Genomic DNA, 19512 nt, shown 5'->3' with positions numbered 1-19512 from the left:
CCGTGCGACCATTTTCACCGGCCTTTATGCCCATCAGCATCGGGTGGTGGACAATAATCATCCGATCGCGCCGGGACTGGTCTTCTTCCCCGAATATCTTCAGGCGATCGGCTATGAAACCGCCTTCATCGGCAAATGGCATATGGGGCTTGAAGGTGACGATCCGCAGCCCGGCTTCGACCGTTGGGTCAGTTTCAAGGGGCAGGGTGATTACTGGCCCAATGGCGATGGCCTGAATGTCGATGGCGAGCGGGTTGCACAGGACGGCTATCTGACCGACCAACTCAACGCCTATGCGCTGGACTGGCTGGAAAGCCGCACGCGCGAAAAGCCTTTCATGTTATTTCTGGCGCACAAGGCGGTCCATGCCGAATTCTATCCGGCGCCGCGCCATGAGGGCCGCTACAACGACGCGACCTTCCGCTACCCCGAAACGATGGCGCCGGACGCGGAAGGGCGGCCGATGTGGGTCGAAAACCAGCGCAACAGCTGGCACGGCGTCGACTTCGCCTATCATGACGATCTCGACATCGGCGACTATTACAAGCGCTACATGGAAACCTATCTCTCGGTGGATGAGGGGATGGGGCAGATCATGGACCATCTGGAGCAACGCGGCGAACTGGACGACACGCTGATCCTCTACATGAGCGACAACGGCTTCCTGTTCGGCGAACATGGGCTGATCGACAAGCGCTGCGCCTATGAAGAATCGATGCGCATCCCGATGGTCGCGCGCTGCCCGGCGCTGTTCGACGGCGGACGGACGGTGGAACAGGTCGTCGCCAATCTCGACATCGCTCCCACGATGCTCGAAGTTGCCGGGCTGGAACCGCCAGACTGGATGGAAGGACGCAGCCTTCTGTCCCTGATGCGTGGAGAGACGGTCGCATGGCGCGACGCGCTGCTCTACGAATATTATTGGGAACGCAATTTCCCGCAGACGCCGACGGTCCATGCCATTCGCGAGGATCGCTACAAATATGTCCGCTATCACGGCATCTGGGACATTGACGAGCTGTACGATCTTCAGGACGACCCGCTCGAAAGTCGCAATCTGATCTTCAGCCCGGGCCATCACGACATTGTCGAGCGGCTCAACAAGGCGCTGTTCGACCGGCTGGAGGTGACGGGCGGGCTCGACATGCCGCTGCCGCGCGATGCAGGCGAGCGAAAGATTTTACGCCATGCGGAGAAGTCGGTGCTGGCGCCCTTTCCGGAAGAGCTGCTGAAATTTCTCGCCCGATAGGGGCTGGCTGAGGCTCGCATAGTTTTTCTTTTTTGCGCCGCTCTATGAGTGCAGCTAATTGTCTACTAATAAGATTGAATATCAGGGAGCTTATCATGTCTCGTTTTCCCGCTCGGCGCCTTGTGCTGTTTTCGGCAGCTCTTCCGGGTCTGGCCCTGGCACAGGAACCCGCAGCGCCGACCGATCCCAACGAGATCGTGGTGACGGCGCGTTTCCGCAACGAATCCATCCAGGACGTGCCGATCGCCATCACCGCGCTCAAGGGCGATGCGCTGGCACAGAAGAATCTGAACAATCTTCAGGATATCGCCGCGATCGTACCCACGGTGGATTTCCGCGCAGGGGCATCGAACAAGGATCGCACCGTCTTCATCCGGGGCGTCGGCACTATCACAACGTCGCCCGGCGTCGAGCCGTCCGTATCGACCGTGGTCGACGGCGTGGTGCTGACCCGTCCGGGCCAATCGACGCTCGATCTGGTCGACATCGACCGGATCGAGGTGTTGCGCGGACCGCAAGGCACTTTGTTTGGCAAGAATGCTTCCGCCGGCGTCATCAATATCGTCAGCAAGACGCCCACCAATGATTTTCATTTGTCGGCTCAGGCCAGCTATTTCGAAGGCGATGAATATCGCTTTCGCGCGGGTGCTTCGGGCGCCATCATCGAGGACAAGCTGCTCTTTTCGGTCACCGGGCTGATCGCCGGATTCGACGGCAATGTGAAGAACCTCGTCACCGGCAACGACGTCAATGGCTACAAGCGGCGCGGCGGTCGCGCGAAGCTGGTCGCCAAACCCTCCGAAACCGTTACGCTGACGTTCAACGCCGATTATCTCTGGGGTCGCGATGATGTTCCGACCGGCGTCTTCGCCAGCACCGATCGCGTTGCCTATCCGACCGGTGCGGTGGCCACCAATCCCACGCTCGCCGCCATTCTCGCTGCTGAAGGCGTGACGCCCTCACTCAACAACCGGACTGTTGCCAGTAGCTTCGACAGCGATGTGCGCGACAAGAATTACGGCGGATCGGTGCAGGCCGATATCGAGATCGGCGATGCGACGCTGACGTCTATCACCGCCTATCGCGAGTGGAAGAATGCCCAGCATCAGGATTGGGACAGTTTCAGCCTGCTGACCGCGCCTGGCATCACCGGCACGCTGACTCAGGGGGAGGATAGGGGCCGCGTCAACAGCAGCCAGATCAGCCAGGAATTGCGCTTCACCTCGGCCAAGGGCGGCCTCATCGACTATGTCGTCGGCCTTTATTTCCTCAAGGCGAAGACCGACGAAGTCTATCGCCGTGACATCACCCGCCTGATCAACGGCGCGACCGTCAACAATAGCGGTATCGCCCATTATGGTATCGAATCCGACAATTTCGCGGCTTATGGCGAAGCGAACGTCAATTTCACGCCGTCCTTCCGCGCCATCGTGGGCGGTCGCGTGATTCAGGACGAACTGCAATTCTACCATAACCGCGTGTCGGATGCGCCCGCGGCTGGTGTGCCGGGCATCGCGGCCTCCATATCGAACACGGGCAGCACCTCGAAGACCGACTATACCGCGCGCCTCGGCCTGCAATATGACCTGGCGTCCGACGCGCAAGTCTACGCCACCTACTCGCGCGGCTATAAAGGACAGGCCTATAACGTCTTCTTCAACATGCCGCAGAACGCGGTCGAGCCGCTCGCACCCGAAACATCCAACAGCTATGAAGTCGGCTTCAAGGCGTCGGCGCTGGAGAACCGGCTACAGGCCAGCATCGCGGCCTATATCACCAAATTCAGCGGCTATCAGACCAACTTCCAGGACAGCTTCCAGGGGGCGCTGGTCACGCGCCTCACCAATGCGGGAGACGTGTCGTCACGCGGTGTGGAAGGCGACTTCACCTTCCGCCCGATCGATCCGCTGAACATCGGCTTCAACTTCGCCTATACCGATGCGAAGATCGACAAGTTCAATTGCCCGGCCAACGCTACCTGCACCAATTTCGATGGCCAGCCCTTGCCCTATGCCCCCAAGTGGAAATTGCATGGCGACGTGACCTATACCGTGGCGCTGGGCGATACACTCGGCCTCGAACTCAACACCGACTATAGCTACAAGTCGAAGACCCAATATTCGATCACCCAGACGCCCGACACAGTTCAGCCCGGTTACGGCATCTGGAACGCCTCGATCGCGCTGGTCGGCGACAGGGATGGCCATCGCTGGTCGCTGCGCGGCATCGTCAAGAATATCGCGGACAAGCATTATTCGACCTTCCTCGCCTATGGCGCGGTCGCCGGCCTGTCGCGCTTCGTGCCACGCGATAATGATCGCTATTTCGGTGTGACCGGAAGTGTCGATTTTTAAGATGGTTGGCGCAAGAGGCCGCACCGACGTTACGCTGTTAGGATGATTGGAGCGCGCTGCATCAGATCGTGATGCAGCGCGCACTGACGGTGATCGCCTAGTGGTCCGGCGCAGTCACGACCTGATCGATCGCGCCGAATGAACCGCCGCGCGCTTCCATCCGCACATGACTGCCGAAATGCAGGAAAGGTGTTTCCGGCTTGCCGGTCGCGATCATTTCGATCGCGCGTCGTTCCGAGAGGCAGCAGGAGCCGACGCTGGCATAATCGGCGTTGGAGACCGTGCCGGACCCGATGATCGTCCCGGCGACGAGATCGCGGGTGCGGGCGGCGTGGGCGATGAGGTCGTGGAAGCCGAATGCCATTTCGCCGCCATGGGGATGGCCGAACCACTGGCCGTTCAACGTGACTTCCAGCGGCAGATGGACACGCCCGTCCTGCCACGCCTCACCCAGCTCGTCGGGCGTCACGGCGAAGGGAGCGACCGAGCAGGCGGGCTTGGCCTGCACCCAGCCGAAACCGGTCTTCATCTCTATCGGCGCGATGGCGCGCAGCGACCAGTCGTTGATGAGGAGGAGGAGCTTCACATGGTGGAGGGCATCGCTGGCCGGCGTGCCCATCGGCACGGCGTCGGTGATGACGCCATATTCGCCCTCGAAATCGATGCCGTCGTCTTCGCTGGGCAGCGGTACGTCGGCATGGCCGGACAGGAAGCGGTCGGACAGTCCCTGATACATGAGCGGTCGGTCCGTCTCAATCGGCGGCAGGCCGAACGCCTTCTGCATCAGTTCGCCATGTTGAGGGAAGGCCGACCCGTCGAGCCATTGCCAGGCGCGGGGAAGCGGGGCGAGCAGGCGGTTATGGTCGAGCGGCGCACCCTCGCCTTGCTCCAGCCGGGCGGCCAGTGCGCACAACGGCGCCTCGACCGCGTCCCAGCGCTCGATCGCCTGTTGCAGCGTGTCGGCAATACCGGTCGCAGGCAGGCAGAGTTGCGCGTCGCGCGAAACGACGATCAATGTGCCATCGGGGGCGCCGTTGGACAGTGTGGCGAAGCGCACGGCCTTAATCCTCGAAGATGGCGACGGCGCGGGTCCAGCCTGCCGAAGCGCCCTTGATCTTGTGGGGGAAGCAACTGACGGTAAAGCCATTGCCGGGCAGGCTTTCCAGATTGTGCAGTTTTTCGAGGTGACAGTAACCGATATCGCGGCCTGCCTTATGCCCTTCCCAGATGAGCGAGGTGTCGCCCGTTTCCTTCACCTTTTCCGCCGTATAGGCGAAGGGCGCGTCCCAGCTCCAGGCGTCAGTGCCGGTCACGCGCACCCCGCGCGACGTCAGATACATGGTCGCCTCATAACCCATGCCGCAGCCGACATTGACGAAGTCGGGGCGGCCCAGCGCCTTGCCCGCTGCCGTGTTCACCAGCACGATGTCGAGCGGTTGCAGGTCATGGCCGATACGCGCGAGTTCCGCCTCGACATCGGCGGCCGTCACGACATAGCCATCGGGAAACGCGCGGAAGTCGAGCTTCACGCCGGGGCGGAAGCACCAGTCGAGCGGCACTTCATCGATGGTGATGGCGCGCTGGCCGCCATCCATGGTCGGTGAAAAATGCCAGGGCGCATCGAGATGCGTGCCGTTATGCGTGGTCAGCGTCACCCATTCCGCCGCTGCAAAGCCTTCCCCGCCCGGCGTCTGCTCGGCCGTGACGCCGGGGAAGAAATGCTGCAATTCCTTCACCGTGTCCTGATGGGTTTCATAGGTGATTTTGGGTCGCATGAAGGGCGGGTCGGACACCACGTCATTTTCCAGCGTGATCGACAGGTCGATGAAGCGGCGGGTCATGCCTTTTGCCCTCCCAGCGTTTCGGCGAACCAGTCGGAAATGAGGTCGCGACCATAGGCCATATTGTCGGCGCCGACATGCTCAACGCCGCCTTCGCGATCGGTGAAGATGACCTTCTCGCGCCGGGGTGAGTTCACCAGCTGATCGTAGAGATCATCGGCATAGGCGACGCTGATCTGCCGGTCGTTGGCGCCATGGGTGACGAGGAAGGGCACCTTGATGCCGTCCATATGACCGTTGAGGTTCATCGCCTCGGACCTGGCGAGGAAATCCTCCTGATCCTTGGCGCCGAAGGCCCAATGAACATGCGCCCAATAATGCGGGACCGGGTTCTCACCCTCGCGCGCCATGCGCTTGTCCTGCACTTCGCGCCAATTATGGTTGGCGCCCCACACCGCGCCGCTGGCGAAGCGCGGTTCATAGGCGACGGCGCGCGGCGCGAAATGGCCACCCAGCGAAATGCCGGTCATGCCGATGCGGACGGGATCGACTTCGGCCTGCTGTTCCAGCCAATCGACCGCCTTGCTCGCCCAGCTTTCGCTATGCGGATCGACAGGGAGGTTCTGGAGCCGCAGCGCCTCGCCCGATCCGGGCTGATCGACACACAGGGTCGAAATGCCGCGCCGCGCCAGCTCCTCCGGCAGCCGCGTCCAGTAGAGCAGTTCCTTGCAGCTATCCAGACCATTGCAGAAGACCACCACCGGCTTGCGTCCTTCGCCTCCTTTTCCGGAATTGGGCGCACGCGTGAAGAGCGCCGGCATGGTGCCCGTTTCGAGCGGGATCTCCACCCGCACGCGGTTGATCTTACCGAGTACGGTCGACCGATCGAAGGCATCACGCGCCTTGGCATAGGTCGCCTCACGCCCCGGTGCGCCATGCCCCTGCATCCGCTCGGCGGTAATCAGGTAAAGCGATGCGCGCTCCAGCTTGTTGGAGGCCGAGAAATTGCGCCTTTTCGCTTCATCCTCGGCCGCCAGTTCGAGCAGCTTGTCGCCCATCGCGGCCCAGGCCCTCATGAACATGGGCGTGCCTGCGTCGCCACCATTGGCCGCCGCATCCCTGATGGGCTGGCACATGTCGACGATCTCGCCGATCTGCCCACCGCTCTCCATCGCGATCGCGACCGACAGGTTCCAGATATAGTTGGGGAAATATTCGAACAGGGCCATGGGATCAGACCTCCGCCGCCTGGAACAGCCCCTTGTCGGGTTCGGGGTGCGGCATCGTCTGCGGACCGCCCACGCCAATGCCCCACTGGTCCATCACCTTGGGTCCGGGGATATGGACCTTCGGCTCATGACTCTCGAAATCGACATATTCCAGCTCGGACGTATATTCGACCGCGAAGCCGGCGGGCGTGGTGAAATAGCTGAAGGTATTGTTGCCCGCCGTATGGCGCCCCGGTCCCCAGCGAATGTCGGTGCCCTTCTGCTTCAGCCGGTTCACGCCGACCATCATGTCGTCGACGCTCAGCATGTCATAGGCGACATGGTTGAGGCAGGGCGGGCCGGGGAGGATGGCGATGCGGTGATGCGCGCCGTTGCAGCGCAGGAAGCACATGAAGTCGCCCAGCCAGTCGGAAATCTTGAACCCCAGCACATCGCAGAACCATTGCACCAGTGCCTGATGATCAGGCGAGTGCAGCACGATATGGCTGAGCTTCTGCGGCACGCCTTGCCAGCGAACCATGTCGCGGGCATCGCGGCGCGCCGCGTCGCTCGAAATCTCGAAGCTGAGGCCATCGGGCGAGAAGAAGCGGAAGCCATAGCCGCCACCCAGCGTCGTCAGTTCCTTTGGCGCGAAGATGATCCGCGCGCCAGCCGCCGCGACCTTGTCATGCAGCGCGTCGACATCGGCGCGGCTGTCGGCCGCCAGCGCGATCACATCGATGCGCTTCTCTTCCGCCGCGCGCAGGCGCACGACATAGCCCTCTTCCCCGCCATCGGCGGCGAAATGGACCATGGCGTCCTGCTCGCCGGCTTCGACCAGCTTCCACTGCTCGGCGTAAAAGGCCCGCTCGGCCTCCAGATCGGGGACGGCATAGCCGACATAGCGGATTTCGGTGACACGGCTCATGCGATAGGCTCCGAAACGGGAAGGGAGAGGTCAAAGGCGATGTCCGCGGCCGACCGGCCCACGAACAGGTGCGGCACGGCGATGTCGCGCCAGCCGTCGCACCAATATTGCAGGCGCCGGCGGGGGATTTCGATCGTGGTATTCCGGCGCTCGCCCGGCTCCAGATTCAGCTTGGTAAAAGCGGCGAGCGCCAGTTCGGGTTCACGGCGATAGACCTGGATGACGTCGCTGCCGGCGCGATCGGATCGATTTTCAACGGTGATGTCGATGCGCACGACATCGTCCTGATCCGGCAGCCGATGGGCTGCAAGCAGCGCGATGTCGGCATAGCCGAAGCCCGCGCCCAGCGTATGACGTGGATCGTCCATGCCGCGATAGCCCAGCCGCCTGCCTTCCGAATAGGACAGGTCGCCCTGCGCGTCGGGGGTGAGCGACAGGGCGGGATAATCCTGATCCCTGCGTGCGATCGACACCGGCATGCGGCCGCCCGGTTCCCGATCGCCTGCCAGCACCTGCGCGATCGCTTCGCCAAAGCCTTCGCCCGGATACCAGGCGATGAGGAAGGCAGCGGCCTTCTCCTCCCAACTGGCGTCGAAGGCATGGCCGACATTGGCGATGATCGCCGTCCGGGGATTGGCGGCGGTGACGGCGTTGATCAGGGCGATCTGCTCGTCGGCCAAGCGCGTGTGGCTGCGGTCCTTGCTTTCGACGCTGGCGTCGGAGGTTTCGCCGACCATCAGGATGACCGCGTCCGCCTGTGATGCCAGTTCGACCGCGCGTTGCAGCATCGCTTGCGCAGTGTCGGGGCGGCGGATGCCATACCAAAGGCCATGGACGCGGGCGGCATCATAGCTGAACTCGACCTCGATCGCGACGCTCTGGCCCACCTCAAGCGCGACGGCGACGCTGCGCGCATCCCCGCTTTTCAGCTTGCCCATCACATCGGACGACGGGATGGGTTCGACCTGCGCCACTATGTCGCGGCCGTCGATACGCATGACGACCGGCCCGGTTGCGCCCAGATAGAAGAGATGATCCCCGTCCTGTTCGGCATGGAACAGACCGCTGGCGACGATCCGCGCCGGCTTGCCAAGGGTTGCGACATCGTCATGGACGCCGGCGAACCAGACCAGCGAATTGGTGTCGCGCGTCTCGCTGGCGATCAGGCGCGCGTCCGGATCCTGGCCGTCATAATAGTCGATGGTCATGCCGCGCCTATGGCCATCGCCAAGGTCGCGCGCCGGGCTGACCGGCATGGCGGGCAGGCGCGGCTGCGGATCGACGCCCGGCTCATAGTCGATGCGGCAATGATCGGCAAAGCGCGCCATGATCGCCTCCAGCGGGCGGGTGGCGTCGGGTGCCACGGCGATCTTCGCGAAGGTGCCGCCCTGATAGCAGGGCGCGGCGGCATTGGGGCCGATGACCGCGACATGCCGGTCGCGGCCGGGCGTCAGCGGCAGCAGATCGCCTTCGTTGCGCAGCAGGACGAAGCCTGCTGCGGCCGCCTCCACCAGCAGATCATCCGCAGCCTTGCCGGTAATGAGCGCGTTTTTCTCTCCCTTGAACCGGCTGGCGGCGCGGGCGACGCGCGCCGCCGCATCATTCACCCGCTCTGCGCCTACATGGCCCTGCGCAAGCGCGTCCTTTGCCTTATATCCAAGGAAACGGGCCGGGCCGGGCATTTCCAGATCAAGCCCGGCGCTGAGCGTAGCAACGGTCGAGTGGGTGCCGAACCAGTCGCTCATCATGACCCCAGGGAAATCCCATTCCCCCTTCACGATAGTCGAGATGACATGATGATGTTCGGCGCACCATTGGCCGTTCACCCGGTTATAGGCGGTCAGCATCCCACCGACGCCCGCCTGCGCGCACAGCTCGAACGGCAGGAGATAGACTTCGCGCAACGTGCGTTCGTCGATCACCGCATTCATCCGGTCGCGATCGGTTTCGCTGTCGTTGCAGACCAGATGCTTCGCGACTGAAGCGGTACCGGTGAACTGGAGGCCTGTCGCCCAGGCCGCGCCCAATATGCCGGCCAGCAGTGGTTCTTCGGAGAAATATTCAAAGGCACGACCGGCGAGCGGACTGCGGGCGAGATTGACATTGGGCGCGAGCACCATGTCCACGCCCATGCGGATCGCTTCGCCGCCGACCAGCGCGCCGACGCGCTGGTTGAGATCGATATCCCAGCTGGCACCCAATGCCGTGGGGCAGGGGGTGAGGAGCGCGATGTCGCGTTCGTCCACCCGCCCACTGGCGATACCCATCGGACCGTCGGCCATGGCGAGAGACGGGATGCCCGCGTCGGCATAGCCGACCGTGGTCCACATGGTCGCGCCAGCGCTCATCGCCAGCTTCTGTTCCAGTGTGAGCGCTTCGGTCACGCTATGGTCTCCATGGCAAAGGACATGATCTGCTGCGCCTGCGCGCGGACCGCGCGGGCGATGCCATCGTCGCCGATCATGCCGTCCGGCGCGAAGGGACGCTGCTCGACGCTGTTGACGGCTACGCCCACAGGGGTGGGCCAGCCGCGCATGGCGTGAACGACGTCCCGCAAGGCCGATAGCGTGGTGCCGCAGGCCTGCCAGCCGGCGGCCGTCACGACCAGGCCGACCGGGCGCCCGTCGAAATAGATACGGTCATCAGCGCGCAGATCCTCCAGCAGGTCGATCGCATTCTTCACGAGGCCCGAATAGCCGCCATGATAGCCGGGGCTGCCGATTACGATGCCGTCGCAGGTACGGATCGCCTCGACCAGTGCGCTTTCCTCCTCGGTGCGGTCGGGCTGTTCCGGGTTGAAATGGGGCAGGTGGGCGAGGGCTGGGCCATCGAACATGATGGTGTCCGCCCCCAGTGCCGCACATTCCGCCAGCACCGCTCGAACGATCCGCTCGCTGGACGATGCCTGGCGGAACGTGCCGCCAAGGCCGACGATCCGCTTTGCGCGGGCCGCAGAAAGACCGGACATGTCACACTCCTCAAAAGGCGGCGCGGCCTTCTTGCGGACCGCGCTCGCACGCAAATCTCATTCAGCAGGTTCGGACACCTTGAAGGCGGGCATCACCTTCTCCGACAGCAGGCGCAGCGTCTGATTGCCCAGCCGCAGACGGTCTTCCGTCAGCGGACCGGTGGTGGTGCCGCACAATATGTTGCCGATGCCCAGCGCTTCGTAGGGCTTCAGATGTTCGATCACCGTTTCGGGCGACCCATATAGACACCAGGTGCCGATCCAGTCTTCCGTCAGGGCGTTGGGCGTGCGGTCGGTCTTCTTGTTGGCGGAGTCCGCCTCGGCGCGGGCGTTGAACGCGGCCTCGCGCTCGATCGCGTCCTGATAGGAGCGCAGGATGACTTCCAGCTCCTCGCGCGCCTGTTCGTCGGTTTCGGCGACATGGACGACCTGATAGGTGTGCGTGGTCCAGTCGAGCGCGCTGGCGACGACGTCCCGCGCATGGCCTGCCTCTTCAAGCATCTGGCGGTAGATGCCGAAATATTTGGCGACATGCTTCATCGGCTCGGTGCCGCCGATCTGGGGCGGGGTGAAGGCGGGGATGAAGGCCGGCCAGCCATTTTCGGCGGCGCGGCGGGCGCTGGCTTCCTTCATCGCGACGGGCATCAGCCGGGCATGGCGCGGGCTATATTGCGCCGGTGCGATACGCTGAAGCACGCGGCCCTTGTGTGGGCCGTTGTCGATGTCGATCGCCGGGTCTTCCATCCGCTTTGCCCAGAGCTGTTCGGCGATAGCGAGGTTGTTTTCCGAAACCGCACCGGCTTCCTGATAGTTGACGCCGAAGCCGATCATCTCTTCGGGGGTAGTGCCGCTGCCGACGCCGACCAGCAGCTTGCCGTCGGTCAACTGGTCGAGAATGTTGATCCGTTCGACGAAGCGCACGGGGTGATGCAGCGGCACGGAGACGACGGAAAAGCCGAAATGCATCCGCGGCAGCTTCGCCGCCAGATAGGATGCGAACATGAAGCTGTCCGACGCCACCGGCATATAGCCGTTGAAATGATGGTCGGGCAGGAAGATCGCATCGAAGCCCAGTTCCGACGCGCGGGTCGCATGATCGGTCAGATTCCGGATCAGCTGACGGTCTTCCTCCGCCGCCATAGACCGGGCGTTCAGAAACACAGAAAAGCGCATTATCCCCTCCAGCGATGCCCCTTGGGCTGTCACATGACGACTTGTTTACATTGGCGGCCAAAGCCGTCAGAATGGAAATCAATTAGAACCAGTGTTCTCATTACCGATAGGATCATTATGCCGTCAGTGTCAACCAAGAAGTCGAAGGATGATTCTATTTCTGTTTCCGCTGAGGCGAGCCGCGTGCCCCAGCAGGGGCGTTCCCGCGCGTCCTACGAGCGGATGCTGACCGCCGCCGAAAAGCTGATGGTGAAGCGCGGGAACGACGATTTCACGCTGACCGAAGTGGCGAAGGCGGGAAAGGTTTCGATCGGTTCGATCTATCTGCGGTTCGACAGCAAGGATGATCTGATCCGCGCGGTGCATGGTCGCGTCCTCGCCCAGATCGGCGACGATCAGGATGCGATGATGCAGACTATCGGCGCAAAGGCGACGAGCCTGGACGAGTTCGCGCAGCTGTTCGTCGACTCTTATGCCGAACTGCTGAAACGCTACAGTCCCGTGCTGCGCCCGATCATGTTCCGCGCCATCTATGACGAGTCGATTTCGTCGCTGGGACGCAGCTCGGCGGAAAAGCTGACTCAGGAAGCCGAGGCGCAGATGCTGCGCTATGCTACGGAGTTCGGGCGGTCCGATCATGCGCGCCTGGTCGGCAACGCGTTTCGCATGATCTATTACACACTGGCGCGCTTCCTGGGGCTGGGATCATCGCCCGAAGCGGCCAATCAGGGCAATTGGGAAGAATTGAAGGAAGACCTGGCGATCATGTGCGCCGCCTTCCTGCGCGCGCCTGCCCGCTGAGCAGGCGCGTCACCGCGCTACCGGCTAACTGTCGCTTTCGTTGTATCTGAGACCGGCACCGTAGAAGCGAACCACGCCGGGGCCATCCACCTGCACGCATAGTTGAAAGCCGAAACGCATCTCGACGGCGGGTTTTACGGCAAGGTCCGTGCGCACCCGGTTGGACGACGGATAATATTGGCGCCACAACGCGGGCGGGTCGAAGGGTTCCGGGCTGCCTGTCAGCGGCACATTGGGTTCGCACAGATGCTGACGGTGCATGCCGCCATGATGGACGCAGACCCAACTGACGCTCGCACCGTCTTCGGTTTCCCAGAGCAGCGACACCTGATCGACGATCCCGCCTGCCGGAAGCTGGAAGGGGAAATGGAACCAGACCTTGCGATCGGGGTGGATGCGGAAGCTGGAGCAGAAGCCGCGGTGGAAACCGCTGCCTTTCGACCATTCCTTGTCGTCGACGATATCCAGCCACTCCGGGCCGTGTTCCTGTAGCTGAACGGCTGCCGGGGCGAGCCAGATTTCCCGTGCAAGACGCATCAAGGGCGTCGCTCCTCCGGAAAGAGGGGAAGGGGCATGGCGACGCATTGCGCCGCCATGCCGTTCACATGTCAGGCGGCGAGTTGCAGTTCGCGTCCGGTCTTCGTCGTGGGGACGAAGGGCAGGTAGGACACGCGCATCCGCACGGCGATGTCGACCTTGTGCGCGCCTGGCGTCAGGCCGCCCGCGCGCAACACGGTGACCTTTGCCTTTTCGCCGAAGTTCCAGCGATCGTCATAGACGGTTTCCATTTCGTCCAGCGTCCAACTGCGGCCGCGGACGGAGAAGCGGATATCCTCGCGCGCCACCGGCGCGCCATCGATGGAGAGGCCGATATCCTCGATCATGGAGAGGCCGAGGCCACGATAATAGGGCAGCCGGGCGAGCAGCGAGAAACCGATGATCTCGCCATTCTCGACGACATTTTCAAAGCCTTCGTCGCACAGCATCATCTTGTCGAACATGGTTGCGGCTCCTTAAGCGGCGAGGGCAGAGGGGGTGGGCTCGCCGATCAGCGATTTCAGCATTAACTGCTGGCGACGGACCTGCTCGACGGAATCGACTTCGTGCGCATCCTCGATCCAGCGGTTCCCTTCATATTCCGAGCAGATATAGCCCTTGTAGCCGCCCTTCTTGAGCACCCGGACGATCTCGTCATAGGGGATGGAAGGTTCGACCAGATTTTCGTCCATCTGGTAGAATTTGCCATGCACATTGTGGATGCGGTGCATGAAGTCGAGCATTCGCTTCGGTTCGAAAGCGGCATTGTGGCGCAGCGTTTCGGCCATGCCCAGCGCCGGACCTTCGCCGCCCATTTCCCGCACGTTCAGGATCACATATTCGCTAAGGACGCGGTCCTCATAGGCCGTCTCGATATAATCGGCGATCTTCTGCGGCACGCCGTTGCGGATGAAGCGTTCCTTCCAGACCGGCGGGAACTTGAACAGGAACATGCCCATGTCGGGCAGGAAGCCCAGCGCGTCCGAACCCGATTTCTCGAAGGCTTCGGCATGGCGGATGATCCAGGGATGGTCGAAATGCAGCGGCGCATGCACCTCGATCAGGATCTTGATGTTCTTCTCTTCGGCATAGGGGGCGGCGGCGACCAGCACTTCGGGCGCGATCGAAACGAGTGCGCGAATATATTTCATGCCGAGGCGCGCGCCAAAGTCGATGTCCTTCTTCACGCTGGCGACTTGCTCTTCGAAAGGCATCATGCGGCCCTTGTAGCGCTTGTAGTCGAGCATGAAGTCATGGCTCACGGCGGTTGCGCCATATTTCGCGATCAGGCTGTGCCATTCGTCGATCTTGGCTTCGTCGACACTGGCTTCGGGCCAGCCCCAGAAGGTCTGCTCGCCGATGATCTCGATACCCAACGCGCCCATGTCGGCACAGGTCTTGAAACAGTCTTCCAGGCTCATCTTGCCCTGGAAGGTTTCGTGCTGGAAACTGTAGAGGCTGACGCCCCGCTTGATGTCGCTTGTCATGATTTACTCCGCAGGAGCGATGGAAGGCGCCGCGCGCGGCGAGCGCGCGAAACCGATGACGATGGCGGCAATGATGCCTACCAGACCCGCTGCAAGGAACGCGCCCTGCATGGTTCCGACGATGTTTTCGGCCTGATGCACCAGCCAGGGGCTGGAGAACTGACCGAAGAAGAAGCAGGCAGTCCACACGCCCATGCCCCGGCCGCGATGCTCGAAGGGCAGCTTGCTCTGCGCCCAGGAAATGATGGTGGGCACTGCCATGCCGGCGCCGGTCTGCTGCACGATCAGCGCGGCGACCAGCCAGCGCCAGTCGGGGGCCAGGCCGATGCCGGCCAGGCCGACACCGAGCAGGCCGAAGAAGGTTGCGAGTTGCACGGTTTGCGGACGATTGCCCATCAGGCGGAAGATCAGCGCACCCAGCATGACGAACAGGCTGGGAATGGCCGTCAGCTGGCCGATGCGCGCCGGGTCCATAATGCCGACTTCGCGCCAGGCGAGCGAACCGCTGATGATGAAGACATAGTAGAGTGCCGAGGCGATCAGCGTCACGCCGCCGATCAGCGCGACCGACGCGGTCGGGAAGGACGTGCGCGGCGTCCGCTCATTTTTCTGGGCGATTTCAGTGATCGTCGCGCCATCCGCACGACGCGGCTCGAACAGCCAGGCGATCATTGCGAAGAAGATGGGAAAGGCGACGGCATAGACCAGGAAGATCCCGTTCCAGCGCACAGACGAGGCTGCGCCCGCCATCAGGATGACGCCAGATGCGAAGAAGGGACCGCAAATCCCCTGAAGGAACAGCCAGTCCTTGCGGCCGCGATCGTCCCAATAATCGGCGATCAGAGTATTGACGATCGTCAGGATCGCTGCCTCCGCCACGCCCAGCAGCAGACGGCACGCGATCAGGGCGTTCAGGCTGTCGAGAAAGAAGGGAGCGGTGCCGACGATGCCGTAAAGCAGGGTCGCGCCGATCAGCAACGGGCGGCGGCCGAAGCGGTCGATGAAGAAGCCAGCGAAGGGCGCGATCAGCGCGATGGTCAGGCCGGGAGCGGACACCATCATCGGCACTTTCCAGCGGGCATCGGGATCGCCGGCAAAATGATCGATGATCGCGGGGATGGCGGGAAACATGGAAACGATCGCGAAGATGGGCAGGAAACCCGCCACGACGATTGTGATTCCTTGCGGGATCAGCGCCAGGCGTCGGAAGAAATCGATCATAGAACGCACTGCGCCTTGGCTCCTCTTCGCCGGGCGACTCATGGCCGCCTCTAATTAGAACTGATATTCGTCTATTGGTTTGATTGCGGCCTGTCAATCCGTGGGAGCACAGGCCGCAATCCGGTAACATCCCTATGGCCGGCAGCACATGGGTGCCGGCCCGACGGTCATTGGGTGGGGTAATCCTTCGCTTCTTCCGGAATGGGGATCGTGACCTTGCCGGTGGCGGCCCATTCCGTGCCGCGCAGAATGAGCGATTGCAGCCCGGCAAAATGCAGCGACACTTCGTCATGGCCCGGCGTCATCGAAAAGACGCGTCCTTTGCCATAATCGGCCGTCCACACCGATGGTGGAGGTTTGCAGCAAGCACGGTTTGAGTACAGCGACCTTCGACAAGCTGGAGGCGCAGTTCGGTGGCATGAAGGTCTCCGACGCCCATCGCCTGCGCCAAACGGACGACGAGAACGGCAAGCTGAAGCGGCTTCTGGCTGACCGCATGCTGGACAACGCGATCCTGAAGTGCCTGCTGGGAAAAGGCTGACGACGCTGGGCCAGCGACGAGACGTGGCGCACAGTGTGATGCGGGACTACCAAGTCTAATAGCTCCGAGCCTGTGTGCTGATTGGCCTCGATCCCAAGACGGTCAGGCGAGAACGCCAGCCGGACCACGGAGCCATCCGCGAAGCTATGCGTGAATCGCAGTGCAGGGCCGTCCGTTCGGCTATCGCCGGATCGGTGTCATGCGGGAGCGCAAGGGCATGAGCATGAACCATAAGAAGTTCTGCCGACGATATCGGGAAGGAGGCTTGTCCGTGCGCCGACGGCGCTACGACTAAAACTATGTTTGGCCCCGCTCGTCGTTGGGAAATCGAACACCTGCATGAGCGCATTGGAGATTGGTGCACGCGAGCGTGCCAAAATATTCAACCGCAAGTCTCTCGCTATGATCGAAGGACTGCCGAGGGGGCAGGTCACCTGTCACAGAAATCCCTCTCGATACTATATCGCTCTAATGACCAGTTTCAACCGGAGATCAATTCGGCCACTTTGCGCCACCCGTCGCCGTCTAACCGCTAGTCAGCGCATATTGGCTATTGGCAGATAGCTGCCCTATTACCATTTCTCGACGATGAAGATATTCACCATCGGTTATGAAGGCATCACACAACGAGATTTGATCGCCGCCCTGCAAGAAGCCGGAGTCCGACTTCTCGCCGACATTCGCGCCGTTCCTTTGTCACGCCGCCCCGGCTTATCGAAAAACATACTTGCCGCAGGCCTGCGCGAAGCGGGGATCGCCTATGTCGGCTTGAAGGCATTGGGCACGCCAGCTGAAGGGCGGGAGGCCGCCCGGAAGGGCCATCATGCCCGCCTCGCTCAGATTTATGCACAGCAGCTGGATCTACCCGAGGCGATCGTTCAGGCAGAACAGCTCAAGGAAATGGCACTGGAAACGCCAACAGCATTACTTTGCTTCGAGCGCAATCCCTCCGGCTGTCATCGCTCCCTGCTGGTGGATGCCGTGCTGCCCGATGCGGAGCGGGTGGACTTGTTTGTTAGATGAACCTGCTAAAGGACGACCGACCGCTGTCTGGCACTTTTGATTGATGTACGACCGGTCAACGGGCAAAGCAGCTATCTTCATCCATCAACCTGAAAGGGTGAAATCGGCCCGTCTTGGGCGCCCAACACTTATAAGCTGTTGGTCCGCACTCACATAGCGGTCCGGTCGGGTCGGCGGCTGCGCGCCGAATACAAAACCAGACGACGGCGAGAGGGAGCCTATCACCCCCCCGAGCTATACGAGCGCTTCGGCCTCGTGCGTCTGGCGGATTTGGCCGCAGCCCGCCGTGCGTGAAGGCGGAATGTCTCGTCCGAGAGCCGGATGCGGGAGATCTGCATGTCCGGTTCGATGAGCAGGGAGTGGAAACGGATTGTCTGGCAAGCCCACGGGCGCGCCGTACGATACCGCGCCACTCCCTGACTCTACCGGTTGATCGGGTCCGTATTGTCCATTTCGGGCGGCTTTTAATATGCTTGCACCAATATGTTACAGGGACGGAGAAAATGGAGCAGTTTCCCACTGAGCTTTGAATATCAGGCGACCATTTTTGATCGTCTGCATGATATGGATAGTCTGGACACTGTCAGGCTTGACCTTTACAGGATCCCGATCGAGCACGACTAGGTCCGCATCCTTGCCCGGCGTGATCGTGCCCTTCCGGATTTCCTCATGGATTTGCCAGGCGGCATTCCGCGTCACCATCAGCAGCGCGTCATAGGCTGACACTCGTTCTTGCTGCCCCAGCACGAAACCTGTGCGTGTCTTGCGCGCGACGGAAGACCAGACAAGCCGCATGATGTCCGGCGGAACGACCGGCGCGTCATTATGGGTGGAGGGGGTGAGGCCAACCGTCAGCGCTTCGGCGAGTGGTGAAATGCGCTCGGCACGCGGTTCGCCTAGCGTCACCTGCCGATGCCAGTCGCCCCAGTAGAAGGTGTGTGCGACGAAGAAGCTGGGCTGAATATCCAGCGCCTTCATTCGTTCGAGTTGACCGGGTGTCACTACCTGGCTGTGGATCGCGATGGTGCGCTCTACGGGTTTCGCGCGGGTGGCGTCGACGGCCGCGATCTGGTCGATAAGCTGCTGCATCGCCTGATCGCCGTTCACATGGACGAAGACCTGCCAGTCATGATCCGCTGCCCGGTTGAGCCAGCCGCGCAGTTCGTCATCCTTGACCTGCGCATAGCCATGATAATCGACGGGGAGGCCTTCGGGCGCATGATGATAGGGCTGGCTGAGCCAGGCGGTGCGGCCTTGCGGCGATCCGTCGAGCATCAGCTTCAGGCCAAGGATGCGCAGATGATCCTGATAGTCCGCGCCGATCGGCAGTGCCTCCAGATTTTGCCATGGCGCGCGGAAGAACAGCAGCGCGCCGATGTCGATGAACAACGCCTTGCGCCGCGCCGCTTCCTGAAGAGCCGCATAATCGGCCGGCGAGATGGCGCCGTCCTGTGCGGTGGTGATGCCGTAGCTGGAGTAGACATGCTGCGCCTTGTCGAGCGCGCTGACGCGCTGGTCCAGCGTTGGTCGGGGCAGTAGCGCACCAATGGCGAACACGGCGGCTTCCTCCAGCACGCCCGATGCGGTCTTGCCATCCGCGTCGCGCCGGATCACGCCGTTGGGCGGATTGGGCGCGCCGTTCAGAAGATGCGCCATTTCCAGCGCCTTGCTGTTGGCGACCGCGAGATGGCCGGAGGTGTGGAACAACAGGATCGGCCGATCGGTGGAGACGGCGTCCAGTTCCTGTCGGGTAGGATGGCGATGTTCGGCCAGCGTGGCATCGTCATAACCCCACCCTTGCACCCAACCGTCCGGCGCTATGTCCTTGTTGCGGATATGATCGCGCAACGCCTGCTGCAAGGAGGCGATATCGGTCACGCCCGACACGGGGGGAGAGGACAGGTTGGCGAAGTCCACCTGCGCCGCGACCCCGGATATATGGCCGTGCGCATCGATGAAGCCTGGCAACATGGTTCGGCCATGCAGGTTGACGCGCAGGGTATGCGGGCCTGCATATGCCCGCATCGCCTGATTGCTGCCGACGGCGAGTATCTTGCCTTGCCGGACCGCCACCGCCTGCGCCACAGCATCGGGGGCTTCCATGGTACGGATGGTGCCGTTCAGATAGACTGTGTCGGCCAGAGCAGGGGGCGGTGCAGGCGTTCCGGCCTGCGCCATGGAAGCAAGCGCCAGCGCGCCCATCCCCAGCCATGTCATATGCAATGCGCGCATCATTCTTCC

General features: G+C 62.2%; 17 protein-coding genes and 1 pseudogene. 5 read left to right on the top strand and 13 right to left on the bottom strand.

Annotated features, from left to right (window positions below):
- A partial coding sequence (locus tag VMR39_RS09000; protein WP_325415638.1) for a sulfatase occupies nt 1-1249 on the top strand: 1249 nt, incomplete at its 5' end.
- Nucleotides 1250-1344: 95 nt separating this feature from the next.
- Nucleotides 1345-3603 (top strand): TonB-dependent receptor, encoded by a 2259-nt coding sequence (locus tag VMR39_RS08995; protein WP_325415637.1) that lies wholly within the window; start codon nt 1345-1347, stop codon nt 3601-3603.
- Nucleotides 3604-3700: 97 nt separating this feature from the next.
- Here VMR39_RS08995 and VMR39_RS08990 read toward each other — a convergent pair whose 3' ends face one another.
- From VMR39_RS08990 to VMR39_RS08960, 7 genes are read right to left on the bottom strand one after another with little or no spacing between them, the layout of a single operon-like run.
- A complete protein-coding gene (locus tag VMR39_RS08990; protein ID WP_325415636.1) occupies nt 3701-4660 on the bottom strand; it encodes a fumarylacetoacetate hydrolase family protein in 960 nt (319 codons plus the stop codon).
- Nucleotides 4661-4664: 4 nt separating this feature from the next.
- A complete protein-coding gene (locus VMR39_RS08985; RefSeq protein WP_325415635.1) occupies nt 4665-5444 on the bottom strand; it encodes a cyclase family protein in 780 nt (259 codons plus the stop codon).
- On the bottom strand, nt 5441-6613 hold the full coding sequence (locus VMR39_RS08980; protein WP_325415634.1) for an alpha/beta hydrolase family protein: 1173 nt from the start codon (nt 6611-6613) through the stop codon (nt 5441-5443). The genes VMR39_RS08985 and VMR39_RS08980 overlap by 4 nt, the downstream gene beginning before the upstream one ends.
- A gap of 4 nt (nt 6614-6617) precedes the next feature.
- Entirely contained in the window at nt 6618-7520 is a 903-nt protein-coding gene (locus VMR39_RS08975) for a VOC family protein (RefSeq protein WP_325415633.1), read from the bottom strand.
- Complete coding sequence (locus tag VMR39_RS08970) at nt 7517-9904, bottom strand: beta-glucosidase (protein WP_325415632.1); 2388 nt, start codon at nt 9902-9904, stop codon at nt 7517-7519. Before VMR39_RS08970 ends, VMR39_RS08975 begins: the two co-directional genes overlap by 4 nt.
- Nucleotides 9901-10488, bottom strand: coding sequence for an NADPH-dependent FMN reductase (locus VMR39_RS08965; RefSeq protein ID WP_325415631.1), 588 nt, complete (start codon nt 10486-10488; stop codon nt 9901-9903). The genes VMR39_RS08970 and VMR39_RS08965 overlap by 4 nt, the downstream gene beginning before the upstream one ends.
- A 57-nt stretch (nt 10489-10545) precedes the next feature.
- Complete coding sequence (locus VMR39_RS08960; protein WP_325415630.1) at nt 10546-11661, bottom strand: LLM class flavin-dependent oxidoreductase; 1116 nt, start codon at nt 11659-11661, stop codon at nt 10546-10548.
- A gap of 183 nt (nt 11662-11844) precedes the next feature.
- On the opposite strand from VMR39_RS08960, the gene VMR39_RS08955 reads away from it, so the two are divergent.
- Complete coding sequence (locus VMR39_RS08955) at nt 11845-12462, top strand: helix-turn-helix domain-containing protein (protein WP_325415629.1); 618 nt, start codon at nt 11845-11847, stop codon at nt 12460-12462.
- A gap of 24 nt (nt 12463-12486) precedes the next feature.
- Here the strand turns inward: VMR39_RS08955 and VMR39_RS08950 are convergent, their stop codons facing one another.
- From VMR39_RS08950 to VMR39_RS08930, 5 genes are all read right to left on the bottom strand, one after another.
- The gene (locus VMR39_RS08950; RefSeq protein ID WP_325415640.1) at nt 12487-12999 is read right to left on the bottom strand and encodes a hypothetical protein; all 513 of its coding nucleotides are present in this window, start codon (nt 12997-12999) and stop codon (nt 12487-12489) included.
- A gap of 71 nt (nt 13000-13070) precedes the next feature.
- A complete protein-coding gene (locus VMR39_RS08945; protein ID WP_325415628.1) occupies nt 13071-13463 on the bottom strand; it encodes a C-glycoside deglycosidase beta subunit domain-containing protein in 393 nt (130 codons plus the stop codon).
- Between the two features lie 12 nt (nt 13464-13475).
- Nucleotides 13476-14486, bottom strand: a complete 1011-nt coding sequence (locus VMR39_RS08940; protein WP_325415627.1) for a sugar phosphate isomerase/epimerase family protein — start codon at nt 14484-14486, stop codon at nt 13476-13478.
- A 3-nt stretch (nt 14487-14489) separates the two neighbouring features.
- Nucleotides 14490-15707 (bottom strand): MFS transporter, encoded by a 1218-nt coding sequence (locus VMR39_RS08935; protein WP_325415626.1) that lies wholly within the window; start codon nt 15705-15707, stop codon nt 14490-14492.
- A 167-nt stretch (nt 15708-15874) separates the two neighbouring features.
- Nucleotides 15875-16012 carry a hypothetical protein gene (locus tag VMR39_RS08930; protein WP_325415625.1) on the bottom strand — a complete coding sequence of 46 codons (138 nt, stop codon included), beginning with the start codon at nt 16010-16012 and terminating at the stop codon, nt 15875-15877.
- Nucleotides 16013-16050: 38 nt separating this feature from the next.
- On the opposite strand from VMR39_RS08930, the pseudogene VMR39_RS08925 reads away from it, so the two are divergent.
- Together VMR39_RS08925 and VMR39_RS08920 are read left to right on the top strand one after the other, a co-directional pair.
- A pseudogene (locus tag VMR39_RS08925) lies at nt 16051-16534 on the top strand (transposase); the annotation flags it as partial.
- A gap of 302 nt (nt 16535-16836) precedes the next feature.
- Complete coding sequence (locus tag VMR39_RS08920; protein WP_325415624.1) at nt 16837-17271, top strand: DUF488 domain-containing protein; 435 nt, start codon at nt 16837-16839, stop codon at nt 17269-17271.
- 486 nt (nt 17272-17757) lie between these two features.
- On the opposite strand, the gene VMR39_RS08915 is transcribed toward VMR39_RS08920, so the two are convergent.
- Nucleotides 17758-19506: an amidohydrolase gene (locus tag VMR39_RS08915; protein ID WP_325415623.1), complete on the bottom strand. Its 1749-nt coding sequence runs from the start codon at nt 19504-19506 to the stop codon at nt 17758-17760.
- Nucleotides 19507-19512 lie beyond the last annotated feature (6 nt).

It is taken from the genome of Sphingobium sp., from assembly GCF_035511395.1.
In the GTDB taxonomy this organism is placed as follows: domain Bacteria; phylum Pseudomonadota; class Alphaproteobacteria; order Sphingomonadales; family Sphingomonadaceae; genus Sphingobium.
This window is presented reverse-complemented; position numbering and strand designations above follow the sequence as displayed.